The sequence below is a fragment of the Paraburkholderia nodosa DSM 21604 genome (assembly GCF_000519185.1).
Taxonomy (GTDB): domain Bacteria; phylum Pseudomonadota; class Gammaproteobacteria; order Burkholderiales; family Burkholderiaceae; genus Paraburkholderia; species Paraburkholderia nodosa.
The window spans coordinates 143,696-158,126 of the sequence record NZ_JAFA01000007.1 but is presented as its reverse complement, the minus strand read 5'-3'; the positions used below and the strand labels follow the sequence as shown (position 1 = coordinate 158,126).

Below are 14,431 nucleotides of genomic sequence, written 5' to 3'. Positions count from 1 at the left end.
GGTCAGGCGCCGAACTTCCAGTCGCGAGCCGGCAGATAGGTTTCCTTCACCACACGCGGCGAGGCCCAGCGCAGGAGGTTCAGATACGAACCTGCCTTGTCATTGGTGCCGCTGGCACGGCCGCCGCCGAACGGCTGCTGGCCGATCATCGCGCCAGTCGGCTTGTCGTTCAGATACAGGTTGCCCGCCGCATTGACGAGCACGCCCTCGGCCTGGTGAAGCGCGAAGCGGTCCGTACAGAAGATCGAGCCGGTGAGCGCATAGGGACTCGTCGAATCGATGAGTTCGAGGGTCTCGTCCCACTTCGCGTCTTCATAGACGAATACCGACAACACCGGGCCGAAGAGTTCTTCCTTCATGAGCGCGTGCTGCGGGTCATTCACTTCGAACACGGTCGGCTCGACGAACCAGCCCGGCTCCGTCCAGGTCTTGCCGCCGGAAACGAGCTTCACGGAAGCGTCATCCTTCGCCGCGTCAATCACGCGGCTCAGCTTCTGATGCGAAGCCTGTGAAATGACCGCGCCCATGAAGGTGCTGAAATCGGTCACATCGCCCACCTTGAGTTCGGCGAGACGCTCGCGAAGCTGCTGGCTGACCGCGGACCACAGGCTGCGCGGAAGGTATGCGCGCGAAGCGGCGCTGCACTTCTGGCCTTGATATTCAAACGCGCCGCGCACGAGCGCGATGGCGACCTCGGACGCATTGGCCGACGGATGGGCGAGCACGAAGTCCTTGCCGCCCGTTTCGCCGACCAGACGCGGAATTGTGCGGAACGTGTCCACCTTCGAGGCCACGCCCTTCCACAGCGACTGGAACACCGCGGACGACCCGGTGAAGTGAATGCCTGCGAGATCCGGCGACGACAGCGCAACCCGCGTCGTCAATTCGGCTTCGCCGGGGACGAAGTTGATCACGCCCGGCGGCAAGCCGGCCTCTTCGAGGGCTTCGAAGAAGATGTAGTTCGCGAGCGCCGACTTTTCGGACGGCTTCCACAGCACCGTGTTGCCCATGATGGCCGGAGCCGTGGTCAGATTCGCGCCGATCGCGGTGAAGTTGAACGGCGACACCGCATAGACGAAGCCTTCGAGCGGCCGCCAGTCCGCGCGATTCACGGCGGTCGGGACCGACATCGGTTGCTCCGCGTACACGCGCTGTGCGTTGTAGGCGTTAAAACGCAGGAAGTCGATCAGCTCGCATGCGCTGTCCGGCTCCGCCTGGTCGAGCGTCTTGCTTTGACCGAGCATCGTGGCGGCGTTGATCTTTGCGCGCAGACGCGTCGCGACGATATCGGCTGCGCGGTGCAGAATCGTCGCGCGGCTTGCGTGCGTAAGGCTCGCCCAGTCGCGTGCAACGCTTTTCGAGCTGGCAATCGCTTCCTTGATCTGCGATTCCGACGGGCGGTGAATTCGCGCGAGCACGCGCTGCGTATCGTGAGGAGCCCGAACCTCCGTGACTTCGTTGGAGAAGTACCGCTTGCCGCCGATGACGGTCGGAATTTCTACGACGTCACGCTCCCCGAGCGCACTGCGCAGCGCGGCGCCAGATGCGGTGCCTTCGCCAAATTGAACTTCGGCTTCATTCGCCGGCAACGGAAATTGTGGACCTGAAATCACGCTTGCTCCTTACCAGAAAAGTTGGACGAGCCGCCCAGGAACCCACCGGGGCTCAACCCGGGAGAACCCTTACCTGGCACAGGTTTGCGGGGTTCTCAAGGCACCAGCGACGCTCAGTGTCCAGACTAGAGGGTGCAAAAAGAACGGCTGCTTATTTAACCTGGCTTTATGTTGTGGATCGTTGCCCCTTATGAACGGCAGGCGAGGCAACAGCGCTGAACACACATCGGTTCTACCTCTCATTGAAACTGAACATATGTTCAGCAAAAGGCGCGCTGAAACGACTATATATGCGTTCAGATGGATGTCAAAAATGATTTGATAGGGGTTTATACGGGCACCAATCCTGCAGCGATCGCACAGAGAGGGTAAATACCAGGCCAAAACGATGGTGAATCGATGAACATTTGTTCAGCGTTTCTAGATAATAGAAGCCGCTATACTTCTGCTTCCCATGAACGAATGTTCAGCTTTTTTGTGGCGTCGCAGCGCCCTTTCCCCGACTGAGGACAGCACCATGCGTCACGACGTGGAACCCACCGTTAAGGCCGATACGCGCAAGGCAGAACCCGTGGAGTACGACGGCATGCGTCTAAAACTGATCGATGCGACGTTGGACGTCGTGGGCCAGGTCGGCCTGGAAAACCTGACGATCAGGAAGGTCAGCGAACACGCCGGCGTTTCAGTGGGCCTCGTGCATCATCACTTCGAGAACAAGAGCAATCTCGTCTACAAGACATTCGTCTACATGATCCGAAGCGTTCGCAATCAGCTGATTGCGGGCCGGCGCGATATTCGCGACCCGATCGAGCGCGTGAAATTCATGGTCGACCTGTGCTTTAGCGACGAAGTCATGAGCCCCGGCGCAGCCAACGTCTGGCCGCACATGTGGAGTTCGTCGGCCCATGAGGTCCAGGTTCAACGCCTGTGTGCAGCGTTTTCGCGGCGCCTGCGCTCGAACTTCGTTCACGACTTTCGACAGGCCGGCTGCGATGCGACGATGGCAAACATCTACGCAATCCAGTCGTTGGCGCTCGTGCATGGTCTATGGATCGAACATCGCGTGGCCGGCACGATTTCGATCGACGAGGTGCTGGGAATATTTCACGGCATGATCGACGACGCGACGAATCAAGGGTGGAAGGCAAGCTTTCGCCGCCTCACCCCTTCACGACACTAGTGAAGCCTCGCGCTATTCGTCGTCGGTATCGCCGACTTCTTCCGGCTTCAGCGCAAGGGCCTTGGCAATATCGCGCGCGACCTGTCTCTCGAACGCGCGTCGAATGAGATCGTAGAGGTCATTAGGGAGATGGCCGAGTTCGTTTTCCCGATACGAAAGAAAGAACGACCGGGTCAGCCGTCCATAAGGCCGGCCGTGGCGGGAAAACGCAGTCAACGGAACCACACGCACTTCGGGCACATAGTGACGCGACTGCCACAGGCACAACGGTGTCGTGATGGCGAAGCCAAGGCCCGCCGCGACAAGACTGAGCATGGGATCCGTGGCGTCGAATTCGCAGGTGCGCTCGATGTTCTCGCCGTGCGCAGACAGATACGAGTCGATGTGCTGGCCAATGACCGAGCGCGCGCTGTAGCGAATGAATTGCAGGTGGGTGCTCAACTCGGCCAGTGTCGTGAAGCGGTCGACTTCGAAGCTGCCCGGCAGCACAACGACATACGGCTCGGAAAACAGCTTTCTCTTGCGGATGCCGGCAGCATGCGAGGCGCTGCTGGTCGTCACGGCCATGTCGAGTTGGCGGGCTTCGAGCTGCCCGTCGAGTGTGGGCGTGATGCCGGACCACAGGCGAATATGGTGCGATGTGCCGGACAACGCTTTAATGGCGATGGGCCCGATCGTCGCCGCAAACGAATCGACACACCCGAGGCGCACGACGACGCGCTTCGCGCGCGTCACGTTGCGCACGCTCTCGACCATCTGGTCTGCGCCCTGCAGCAATACGGTGGCGTGCTCGAACAGGCGCTGACCCGCTGCCGTTGGCCGGGCCGGGCGCGTTGCCCGGTCGAGCAAGGTCGTGTCCAGCAGTGTTTCGAGCGCCTTGATGCGTTGCGAAACCCCTGCCTGAGAGATTGCGAGCCGATTGGCAGCATCCGAAATCGAGCCGGCCTCCACCACCGCGACCCAGCTGGCGAGGAGGTCCCAATCAGGATATTTTTCTGGCGACGCGTTGTCTTTCATGGCTGTGGACGAATGCTTCCCCAAAATTTAACACGTCTCAGACGCGGCGTTTGCGCCAATCCGGCCGCTTTGCGTCCCGAGTTGCATCCTTAGTCAGCGCACCTTACGGCTTCGAGCGCAGCGAGCACATTATCGGCGCCAGCGGGGAGCTTCCGAACCGCAGCGCATGCACCATCCAGAAGCGCGGCCATGTCACGCTGGGGCGAATTGCAAACGAGGCCTGCCTCACCGCTTGCCTCGAGTTCGTTGCGCCATTTGCCTGCAATCTCGACTTCTACGACATGCACGCCACTCTCGGGCACGCCATAGTGCTGCGCAGCGAAGACGCCACCCAGCTTCCCGTTGACGACCCATGAGCGCGCGTGCTCCTGGGCGGCGTCGGTCAGCGCGGCAACCAGCAGACGATCGCACGCGTCGCCCTGGTGAGTGCCCAGATTGAAGTCGGTTCCGCCCGCCTGCTCGCGGTACGGCGAGAGCCACGAACTCGCGTGCGAAACCAGGACCGCAATATTTGCGTGAATTTTCCTGAGGCGAATAATCTCGGCCGTCACGGTCTGGTGAAATGGCAGCCAGTAGGCGGCGATCCGCGCATCGACCACGGCCTCGTCAGGTTCGCAGCCCTGCGGATACAGCGGCTCCCCGCGCGACGTGTGCGTCCGGCACAGTCCCACACGGTTTAAGCGCGGCGAAAGCGACCGGTTGTCGGTTGCCACGTTGAAGTCGATCACACAAGGATGCACCGACGCCGCGACAGTCGACATGCCGCGTTCGCGCGCCGTCGCGATCCACGCAACGCCTGCCGGATCCGAAAGACGCCCATCGATCGGCGCCCACGCCGGATTCGACAGCAACTCCGCCGGCACCCTGCTGCCGATGTGGGGTGCCACCACCATCACCGGCATCTCGCCGCGAGCAATGGCCCCGAAATTATCGCTCTGCATGCACTCACCCCCGTCATGATGCGTGACCGCCGCCAGGCTGCGGTCCTCGTGCGAACTTACATCGATTCCCGCTGGCGTGGGCTAGCGTAAGCCACGCTTTCACTTTTCATAACCGCGGCTTAATCAAAGGCGCGATGCGTCACGGAGCACGAATAACTTCAAGGAATGCCAGCGTGAAAATAAAGCGCATTGACGCGTCTTCCTCCCGATCCAATACTCAGCGAACAGCCGCGCACGCAGGCCACACTCACAAGGCCGCCATTCTCTAAGGGCCGCTTGGCAGATCGAATGAGAAAGAGAACCTGGCGCACGCCGCTTCTGCTATCTATAAGCGCAGTGGATGCACCCGCTTGCGCGGATGGCGCTCGCTATGCTGGCAGCGCCGATTTGCCCGTGGCTGACAACCCTGCCTGGATCGTACCTTGATACGGACCTATACCGCCTTCCTTCTCCTCGGACTCTTCTGGGGATCGAATTTCATCTACATGAAATCGGCGGCGCCATTCATCAGCCCAGGTCAGATATCGTTCTTGCGCGTCCTCTTCGGCTTCATACCGCTCGCCGCTCTCGCGTGGCGCCAAGGGGTATTGAGGCTGGGCCAGATCCGCTATCTGCATCACTTCTCGATGATGGCGGCACTCGCCACGGCCTTCAGCTACTTCGCCATGGCAAAAGGCACCGCGCTGCTTCCGTCCGGTATTGCCGGCGTGCTAGGCGGGTCGCCTGCCATCTTCACCTCGATCGCTTCGACGGTGTTTCTGCGCAACGAGAAGATGAACCGCCTGATGGTAGGCGGCGTAGCGTTGGGCATGGCGGGCATTACGCTCATTGCCCGCCCGTGGTCCGCTCTGAATGGCGACCACCCTGTTAGCCTCGCGGGCGTCGCGTGGATGATCGCGGGCGCGATCGTTTTTGGACTGTCGTATATCTACGTCCGGCGCTTTCTCACTCCAATCAAGCTCGCCCCGCTCGCTATCGTGACCTGGCAAATGGGCCTCGCATTGCTGATACTCTTTGCCTTGACCGACCTCCACGGCACCGGCCAGATTTTGCAGGACGGACGCGCAACGGCCGGGGTGGTGATCGGCCTGGGTTTGCTGGGTACAGGGTCATCGTTCCTGCTTTACTACTTCCTGTTGCAGGAGTTGGGCGCCGTTGCGGCTTCCGGTGCGGTTTATATCACCCCTGTGATTGCGCTTTCGATAGGCTGGGCGGCGGGTGAGCACGTGGGTCAACTCGAAATCGCGGCGATGCTATTGATACTCGGCAGCATCGCCATGCTCGAAATCGGGCGACAGCGGACCGTTCAAAGGGAAGTGACGCCAGTTCAGAGCGCCGTAAGTCTTGAATAAGCAGGGCGATATCGCCGCAACACAATTACCGGAGCCTCCATGTATCAGCGACATGAGAACCTCGAGCATTTCATTCGCGTTGCCCGAACGGTGTTTCAGGCGCCAGCCTTGCCGGAGGCTGGCCGCCAGATGGCCGTGAAAGTATTCGAGCGTCTCGAACAGCCGTCCGACGACGGCAAGCGCAACCGCGAACGCTATCCCGCCTGCGGCCTCCTCGATGCATCGCTCGCGCCACTGCTTGATGAGTCAACCCGTCTCGGCGACGCGGCCCGCGCTATCAAAACGCTAGAACCCACTATCGGCTGGCAGCGGCGAACGTCCGGAGCGAATGGAAGCCAGGACTATGTCGAGCAGCACGTGAACGGCATGATTTGCGGCCCCGGCGGCATGGAAAGCCGATACGACGTGCAGCTAGGGTTTTCGCTGCTCGCGCCGCACACGCGATACCCCGATCATCGACATCCCCCTGAAGAGGCCTATGTGCTGCTCAGCGCAGGCGAATTCCGCCAGCGCGATGGAGACTGGTTCGATCCGGGCATCGGCGGCGGCCTGCACAATCCGCCCAACAGCCTGCACGCCATGCGCGCGGGCACCACCCCGCTCCTCGCGCTATGGTGCCTGCTGGTATGAGCGCGCTTTTCGAATATCGGCCGCCCGATCAAAGGCTCAGCAGCCCGCGATACAAGCCGTAGCCCGCCACGACCGCGGCCACGAGCACGGCTGCGAATACGATTTTCTCCAGGTGCGTAAACACGTGCTGCCCGGCCTCGCGCCTCGCCTTGGCGAACAGGACGACGCTCGGCGCGTAAAGCAGTGACGAAAGGAGAAGGTATTTCACGCCGCCCGCATACAGCAGCCAGACCGCGTAGAGCACGGAAACCGCAGCAATCGTCAAATCCCTGCGGCGCTCCTTTTGCGACAGTTCATAAGTCTCGCCGCGAATGGCGAGCAGTAACGCATAGGTCGCCGACCAGAAGTAAGGCACGAGAATCATCGAGGTGGCGAGATAGATGAGTGAGAGGTAGGTGCCTTTCGACACCAGCGTGATGAGCAGAAACAGCTGCACCATGCCGTTGGTCAGCCATAAGGCGTTGGCCGGCACCTGCCTCGCGTTTTCCTTGCGCAGGAACGCGGGCATCGTGCGGTCACGCGCGGCCGAGAACAGAATCTCCGCGCACAGCATGACCCACGAAAGCAGTGCGCCAGCCAGCGAAATGGCGAGCCCCACGCTCACCAGCACCACGCCCCAATGTCCGATAGCGTGCTCGAGCACGCCTGCCATCGAGGGATTCTTCAAGCCGGCGAGTTGACGCTGCGTCATGATGCCGAGCGCCAGCACGTTGACGAGCACCAGCACGAGAAGCACGACGAAAAATCCGATCACCGTGGCCTTGCCGACGCTCTTGCGGTCCGCGGCGCGTGCCGAAAAAACAGTCGCCCCCTCGATGCCGACGAACACCCAGACCGTGACGAGCATCATGTTCCGGACCTGATCGAGCACACCGCCCAGCGCCGGATTCGAGCGCGCCCAGATATCGGCCGAGAAGACATCGAGCCGAAACGCGAGCAGGCAGATGAGAATGAAAAGGACGAGCGGAACGATCTTCGCAATCGTCGTGATCTGATTGATGAAGCTCGCCTCTTTGATGCCCCGTAGCACCAGAAAATGCACGCTCCACAGCAACACCGAAGAGCAGGCGATTGCGGGTAACGTATTGCCTTCGCCGAAGACGGGGAAAAAATACCCGAGCGTGCTGAATAGCAGCACGTAGTAGCCGACGTTGCCGAGCCACGCGCTGATCCAGTAGCCCCAAGCCGAGGCGAAGCCCATGTAATTGCCGAATCCGGCCTTGGCGTAAGCGTAGACGCCGCCATCGAGATTCGGCTTGCGGTTGGCGAGTGTCTGAAATACCAGCGCGAGGGCCAGCATGCCGAAGGCCGTAATGACCCAGCCAATCAGAACGGCGCCCACGCCGGCGGAAGCGGCCATATTCTGCGGCAACGAAAAGATGCCGCCGCCGATCATCGAGCCCACGACGAGGGCAACGAGCGCGCCCAGTCGCAGCCCGTTTGTGTCCCTGTGTTCCCCGGCGGCATCGAACCCGTGGGTGGCGTCGCTCATGTCCGCTCCGTCTTCGCAGTGTCAGGTCGGGGCATCCGGCTTGCGAAATCAATGTTGGCAGGTATGCAGGCAAATGCAAGGAAAACGCAGTGCATCCGGAAACGACTGGAAACGTCGGGCAATGCGCGGCGCATCGCCGGCATTGCGATATGATCGCGCTTTATTGTGCCGGGATTCCCTACATGCAAGTGCTGGTCGACGCTGACGCCTGCCCCGCCGTCATCAAGGACATGTTGTTTCGGGCCGCGCGGCGTGCCGAAGTTCAGGTGACGCTGGTGGCAAACCAATATCTGCGCACACCGCCGTCGCCCTTCATCAAGTCGATTCAGGTGCCGGCGGGATTTGACGCGGCCGACGCCCGCATTGTCGAACTGGTCGAGGCGGGCGACCTAGTGATTACCGCCGACATACCGCTTGCCGCCGCGGTGCTCGAAAAGAACGCACAGGTGCTCGATCCGCGCGGCAACTGGTTCACGCGCGAAAATATTCAGGAACGGCTGACGATGCGCGACGTGATGGATCAACTGCGCAGTGCAGGCATCGAAACGGGCGGTCCGGCGCCGTTCAGCGCGCGTGACAGCAAGGCGTTTGCCAGCCAGCTCGATCGATTTCTCGCGCGGCATAGTCCGCCGCCGCGCAAGACTGGGTGATGGCTCAAAGCGCGAGACGTTTGGGATCGTCGTGGCCCCGCACACGCGAATCGCGCGCGATTAGAGCCGAAATATTCACTGTGTGCTGCTATCCCCTGACGCGCACAGGGTTTTTTATCAGATGATTTGACGCCAAAATTGGGGCGGCGCGACTGCGAACTCCGCTATTTCCCGAAAGTAGCCGATCCCCCGCCCGCCCCGGCGCAGCCGGACTTTGCCGCCGATCACGCATGCCGGCCATGATGCGTATTGGGCAGGCACGATAGTTCGTCCTCCTCACCGCCATGCGTTTCGCTCTTGCCATTGGGCGGCGTCTTTCCTATGATCATCAAACGCGAATCACTCTCATTCGCATCGAAACGCCACCGCCCGCGCAAACGGTTGCGCGGTTGCGCCTCGTGAGCTTTCTCGCCGTCTTCGTCCTTCGATGAGGTAACCCGACATGGTCCTTTCCGCTCCAGGTGAAAGTTCAATCATGAGTACAACTAATGTCAAGCCAGGTCCGCCCTCGTCCGTGCTCGACTTCGTGGCGATCGGCCTCGGACCGTTCAATCTGAGTCTCGCCTGCCTGGCCGATCCGATCCGCGATCTGCGCGGCCTCTTCCTCGAACGCAACGAGGACTTCGACTGGCACCCGGGCATGCTGATCGACGACACCACGCTGCAAAACCCATTTCTTGCCGACCTCGTGAGCCTCGCGGATCCCCAAAGCAAGTTCAGCTTCCTCAACTACTGCAAGCAGGAAGGCAAGCTCTATGCGTATTACATCCGCGAGCGCTTCTATCTGAGCCGCGCCGAATATAACCGCTACTGCAAATGGGCCATCGGCCAGCTGTCGAGCATCGCGTTCGGCTCGAGTGTGGAGCACGTTGAATACGACGCGCAGCAAGGCCATTACGTGGTGCGCGGGCGGCACGTGCGCACCGGCCAGCCGTTCACGCATCGCGCCGTGCGCCTCGTGATCGGCGTGGGCTCCGTGCCGCAATTGCCGCCCTGCTGCGGCGAGCTGCGCGAGCGCTGCATCCATAGCGCGCATTACGTAACGCGCAAAGCCGAGCTGCAGCAAAAGCGGTCGATCGCCGTGATCGGCAGCGGCCAGAGCGCAGCCGAGATCTTCTATGACCTGCTCAAGGAAAGCGACGAGCACGACTACACGCTCACGTGGATCACGCGTTCGCCGCGTTTTTTCCAGATGGAGAACACGAAGCTCACGCTGGAAATGATCTCGCCCGACTATATCGACTACTTCTATAACCTGCCGGACGGCGTGCGAGAAAACATCATCGCCAAGCAGGACAGTCTCTACAAAGGCGTGAACGCCTCGCTCATCAACCAGATCTACGACCTGCTCGACGACCGCCGCAGCCGCGGCAGCAACAGCGCGCGCCTCATCACCAATTCCGAGCTGAGCGCCTGTCATCACGACCGCATCGACGACTGCTTTCACCTGCGCTTCGTGCAGCGCGACGAGGGCGTGCAGTACACCCATGTCACGGACGGCGCGATCTTCGCGACCGGCTATGGGCAGAACGTACCCGGCTTCATCGACGGCATTCGCGCCCGCATCCGCTGGGACGACAAGGGGCGCTACCGGCTCTCGCGCAACTACGCGATCGACGTGAGCGGGCGCGAGATCTTCGTGCAAAACGCGGGGCTCTACAGCCACGGCCTGACCAACCCCGACCTCGGCATGAGCTGCTATCGCAACTCCTGCATTCTGCGCGAGCTGACCGGCGTCGAACACTACAAGATCGAGCGGCGTATCGCGCTGCAGGACTTCTCGGTGCCCGACACGGAAGCGTTCGTGAAGATGCCGCTGGAGGCGCAATGAAGCTGCGCAGCACGATCATCCTGATGACGACCTTCGCCGTCGTCAGCGATGCGATCCTGATTCCGTTCTACCCGCAGTTCTTCGCCGCGCGCTATGGCGTCACGAGCCCCGTGCATGCGGGCGCTTACGTGGCGTTCATCTCCATTGTCGTGATGCTCACGCTGCCGCTCTGGGCGCGCATTGCGAAGCGCCTCGACGCCATGCATCTGCTCGTCTATACGCAGTGCGCCGCGGGCGTGCTTTCGCTCGCGAGCTATTTCGCGGCGACGGTGCCGCTCTTCTGGGTGCTCTCGCTCGCGATGTTCATGTGCAAAAGCAGCTATCTGCTGATGTACCCGTACATGATGCGGCTCGAAGCGAAAGAATCGCATGCGCATACCATCGGCGTGCTTTCGGTGGTGGTGCACTTCGGCGCGATTGCGGGCGCGGTGGCGGGCGGCTTCGTCATGCAGGTCTGGGACGCGCATCACTGCATCTTCGCGATGGCCGCCGGCGACTTCGTGCAGATGGCGATCTGCCTTGCGCTGATCCGCACGCACGGCATTTCGCGGCGCTGCCGGTTTGCCGGCGTTGCCGATGAAGCACCCGTCAAGCCGGGTCTGCGTGCGCGCATGCCGATCCTGCGCCTCGCACTGCTCATGCTCGCGTTCGACTTCTGCGTGTATCTCATCCGGCCGTTCATGGCGTCGTACTGGCAAGCGGTCACCCATGCGCCCGGCGAACTGGTTCCGGGACTCGTGTTCGCCATCCCGGGCATGGTTGCGCTCGTCGCGCTGCGCCTGAACAAGCGTCTCGCCACGCAGGGCAAGCGCGTGCCCGACCACATGCTCGCGAACCTGCTGCTGTGCACCGCCGGCATGCTGCTGCAAGGCGTGGAGGCACCGCTGTGGATCATCGTGGGTCGCATGATGTTCGGCTGGGCGCTGTTCCAGATCGTCGTGAAGCTCGACGTGACGATGTTCGCACTGAGCACGCCCGCCTCGTATGCCGCCGACTACAGCGTCATCAACTTCTTCCAGAACCTTGGCGTGCTGCTGGCCTCGTTCGCGGCCGGCGCCATTGTCGACGAAGCCGGCTTGCGTGCGCCGTTCTTCGTGGCGTCCGTGGGCCTCGTTTTCACGGCGCTCGCGAGCGTCTGGCTGCTCGCCGGGCCGCGCGCCCAGGATGCCGCCCTTTCCAACCCGATTGCCGAAACAGGAGTCACCGCCCGTGCGAACTGAAATCGCTGCCGACGAAATCGCGCTGCGTCATGTCCCGGCTGGACGCATGGCCAGAGCCGAGGCCTTTCACATCCGCCCGCTCGACGCGCAACGCGACGCGCCCACGCTGCACCGCTGGTTCATCGAAGAACGCGCCGCGTTCTGGAACATGCGCGACAAGAGCGTGGCGGACGTGGCCGCGTTTTATCAGGCTATCGAGGACTCGGGCCACGCGCGGGCCTGGCTCGGACTGCAGGACGACGTACCCGCCTTCCTGTTCGAAAGCTACGACCCGGCCCACGATGAGATCGGCGAGCACTACGGCGTGCGCGCGGGCGACCTCGGCATGCATCTGTTCGTCGGCCCCGCTGCCAGGCGAACATCCGGCTATACGCACCACGTGTTCGAAACGCTCATGGCGTTCCTGTTCGAGCGCCTTGGCGCGCAGCGCGTCGTCGTCGAGCCAGATGCGCGTAACGCACGCATCCACGCGCTGAATCGCGCGATGGGCTTCGTGTATACGAAGAACGTCGCGTTTCGCGAGAAGACCGCCTCGCTCGCGTTCTGCACACGAGCCGCTTTTTACGCCGCCATTAAGCAGGATCACTAAATTCCATAAGGAAATCGCATCATGAATCACATCGCAACTCAGGCTTCCATGCAACATGTTCTCCTCACGCCCCACGAGGCTACCGCCCACCTCACACCCGAGGTGTGGCAGCGCGCGAACCGCATGCTGGTGCGCAAGGCCATTGCCGAGTACGCGCACGAACTGATCGTCGAGCCGCAGCGCGTGGGCGATGCGCCCGGCGAGCACTACGCGCGCTATGCGCTCGAATCCGACGACGGCACTCGCGCCTACACGTTCGATGCGCGCCTGCTCGCGCTGCGCCACTGGAGCATTCGCGCCGAAACCATCGTGTGCTCGCAGGATGGCGCGCCGCAACCGCTCGACGCGCTCGCCTTCATTCTCGACGTGAAAGCGCGGCTTGGCATCAAGGAGGAGATGCTGCCCATTTACCTCGATGAAATCAGCAGCACGCTGTATGGCGCGGCCTACAAAGCGGTGAAAGACGGCCCGGACACGGCCGAACTGCTCGATGCCGATTTTCAGGCGATCGAAACTGCGATGAGCGAAGGCCATCCGGGCTTCGTCGCCAACAACGGCAGGCTCGGCTTCGACGCGGGCGACTATCGCGCGTTCGCGCCCGAGGCGAGCTCGCCGCTCCAGATCGTCTGGCTTGCCGTGCACAAGGAGAACGCCGCGTTCCACAGCGCCGCCGACCTCGACTACGAACAGCTCATGGAAGAAGAACTGGGCGTGGAGACCATCGTGCGCTTTCGCTCCATCGTCGAAGCGCGCGGCGTGGACTTTGCCGACTATCGGCTGATGCCGGCGCACCCATGGCAGTGGTTCAACAAACTTTCGATCGCGTTTGCGAGCTACGTCGCGACCAACCGCATCATTTGTCTCGGCTTCGGCGAGGACCGTTATCAGGCCCAGCAGTCGATCCGCACGTTCTTCAATCTCTCTGACCGTTCGAAGCGCTATGTGAAGACGTCGCTCTCGATCCTCAACATGGGCTTCATGCGCGGACTCTCGCCGTACTACATGTCAGGCACGCCCGCCATCAACGACTTCATCAAGGGCCTCGTGGCGAGCGATCCGTATCTGCAGGGCAAAGGGTTCACCATATTGCGCGAAGTCGCGTCCATCGGCTTTCGCAATCGCTATTACGAAGCGGCCGTCCAGGCGGACAGCCCCTACAAGAAGATGTTTTCGGCGCTCTGGCGTGAGAATCCCCTCAGGCTCGCGGGCGACGACCAGCGGCTGATGACCATGGCCGCGCTGCTGCATACGGACCGCCATGGCGCGGCGCTGCTGCCCGCGTTGATCGAAGCTTCGGGGCTCACGGCGCAAGCCTGGCTCGAGCGCTACATGCAGGCGTATCTGGCGCCGCTCGTCCATTGCTTCTATGCGCACGATCTCGTGTTCATGCCGCACGGCGAGAATCTCATCCTCGTGCTCGAAAACCATGTGCCTGTGCGCGCGATCATGAAGGACATCGCGGAAGAGTCTGCCATTCTCAACAAGGACGCGCAGCTGCCCGAAAACGTCAAGCGCCTCGCCGTGGACGTGCCCGAGCGCGTCAAGCTGCTCGCGATCTTCATCGACGTGTTCGACGGCTTTTTCCGCTACATGAATCAGATACTCGTCGAGCACGGTTGCTGCACGGAAGACGCGTTCTGGAACACCGTGGCGCGCTGCGTCGCGCGCTATCAGGACGAGCACCCGCAACTCGCGCGCAAATACGCCGAATACGACCTCTTCGCGCCCGAGTTCCTGCACTCTTGCCTGAACCGTCTGCAACTGGGCAACAACCTGCAGATGGTCAATCTCGCCGATCCCGCGGGCAATCTGAAGATGGCGGGCAATCTGCGCAATCCGCTGGCAGGCAGGCGCGGCGTGCCGCGAGACGCCGCGCAGGCTAGTGGCATGAGCGCCGAAGCGGTCGCGGCATAAGC

The 14,431-nt window shown here is 61.8% G+C and carries 12 protein-coding genes; 8 read left to right on the top strand and 4 right to left on the bottom strand.

The window, feature by feature from the left end:
- Nucleotides 1-2: 2 nt before the first annotated feature.
- On the bottom strand, nt 3-1,613 hold the full coding sequence (gene pruA, locus A3CW_RS0112355; protein ID WP_028203854.1) for an L-glutamate gamma-semialdehyde dehydrogenase: 1,611 nt from the start codon (nt 1,611-1,613) through the stop codon (nt 3-5).
- 517 nt (nt 1,614-2,130) lie between these two features.
- Between pruA and betI the strand changes: the two genes are divergently transcribed.
- Nucleotides 2,131-2,793, top strand: coding sequence for a transcriptional regulator BetI (gene betI, locus A3CW_RS0112350; RefSeq protein ID WP_051481420.1), 663 nt, complete (start codon nt 2,131-2,133; stop codon nt 2,791-2,793).
- Nucleotides 2,794-2,805: 12 nt separating this feature from the next.
- On the opposite strand, the gene A3CW_RS0112345 is transcribed toward betI, so the two are convergent.
- Nucleotides 2,806-3,810, bottom strand: coding sequence for a LysR family transcriptional regulator (locus A3CW_RS0112345; protein ID WP_028203852.1), 1,005 nt, complete (start codon nt 3,808-3,810; stop codon nt 2,806-2,808).
- 89 nt (nt 3,811-3,899) lie between these two features.
- Nucleotides 3,900-4,751, bottom strand: a complete 852-nt coding sequence (locus A3CW_RS46075; RefSeq protein WP_051481419.1) for an N-formylglutamate amidohydrolase — start codon at nt 4,749-4,751, stop codon at nt 3,900-3,902.
- Nucleotides 4,752-5,173: 422 nt separating this feature from the next.
- Between A3CW_RS46075 and A3CW_RS0112335 the strand changes: the two genes are divergently transcribed.
- Nucleotides 5,174-6,103, top strand: coding sequence for a DMT family transporter (locus A3CW_RS0112335; protein WP_028203851.1), 930 nt, complete (start codon nt 5,174-5,176; stop codon nt 6,101-6,103).
- A gap of 39 nt (nt 6,104-6,142) precedes the next feature.
- Nucleotides 6,143-6,733, top strand: a complete 591-nt coding sequence (locus A3CW_RS0112330) for a dimethylsulfoniopropionate lyase (protein WP_028203850.1) — start codon at nt 6,143-6,145, stop codon at nt 6,731-6,733.
- A gap of 28 nt (nt 6,734-6,761) precedes the next feature.
- Here the strand turns inward: A3CW_RS0112330 and arcD are convergent, their stop codons facing one another.
- Nucleotides 6,762-8,225 (bottom strand): arginine-ornithine antiporter, encoded by a 1,464-nt coding sequence (gene arcD, locus A3CW_RS0112325; RefSeq protein ID WP_028203849.1) that lies wholly within the window; start codon nt 8,223-8,225, stop codon nt 6,762-6,764.
- Nucleotides 8,226-8,407: 182 nt separating this feature from the next.
- Here arcD and A3CW_RS0112320 point away from each other — a divergent pair, with 182 nt between their 5' ends.
- The 5 genes from A3CW_RS0112320 (at nt 8,408) to A3CW_RS0112300 (ending at nt 14,429) form a co-directional block, all read left to right on the top strand.
- Nucleotides 8,408-8,875 (top strand): YaiI/YqxD family protein, encoded by a 468-nt coding sequence (locus tag A3CW_RS0112320; RefSeq protein WP_028203848.1) that lies wholly within the window; start codon nt 8,408-8,410, stop codon nt 8,873-8,875.
- 475 nt (nt 8,876-9,350) lie between these two features.
- The gene (locus A3CW_RS46070) at nt 9,351-10,706 is read left to right on the top strand and encodes a lysine N(6)-hydroxylase/L-ornithine N(5)-oxygenase family protein (RefSeq protein ID WP_051481417.1); all 1,356 of its coding nucleotides are present in this window, start codon (nt 9,351-9,353) and stop codon (nt 10,704-10,706) included.
- Nucleotides 10,703-11,926 carry an MFS transporter gene (locus tag A3CW_RS0112310; RefSeq protein WP_028203847.1) on the top strand — a complete coding sequence of 408 codons (1,224 nt, stop codon included), beginning with the start codon at nt 10,703-10,705 and terminating at the stop codon, nt 11,924-11,926. The genes A3CW_RS46070 and A3CW_RS0112310 overlap by 4 nt, the downstream gene beginning before the upstream one ends.
- Nucleotides 11,916-12,515 (top strand): GNAT family N-acetyltransferase, encoded by a 600-nt coding sequence (locus A3CW_RS46065; RefSeq protein WP_035512850.1) that lies wholly within the window; start codon nt 11,916-11,918, stop codon nt 12,513-12,515. The genes A3CW_RS0112310 and A3CW_RS46065 overlap by 11 nt, the downstream gene beginning before the upstream one ends.
- A gap of 21 nt (nt 12,516-12,536) precedes the next feature.
- Nucleotides 12,537-14,429 carry an IucA/IucC family protein gene (locus A3CW_RS0112300; RefSeq protein ID WP_407669736.1) on the top strand — a complete coding sequence of 631 codons (1,893 nt, stop codon included), beginning with the start codon at nt 12,537-12,539 and terminating at the stop codon, nt 14,427-14,429.
- Nucleotides 14,430-14,431 lie beyond the last annotated feature (2 nt).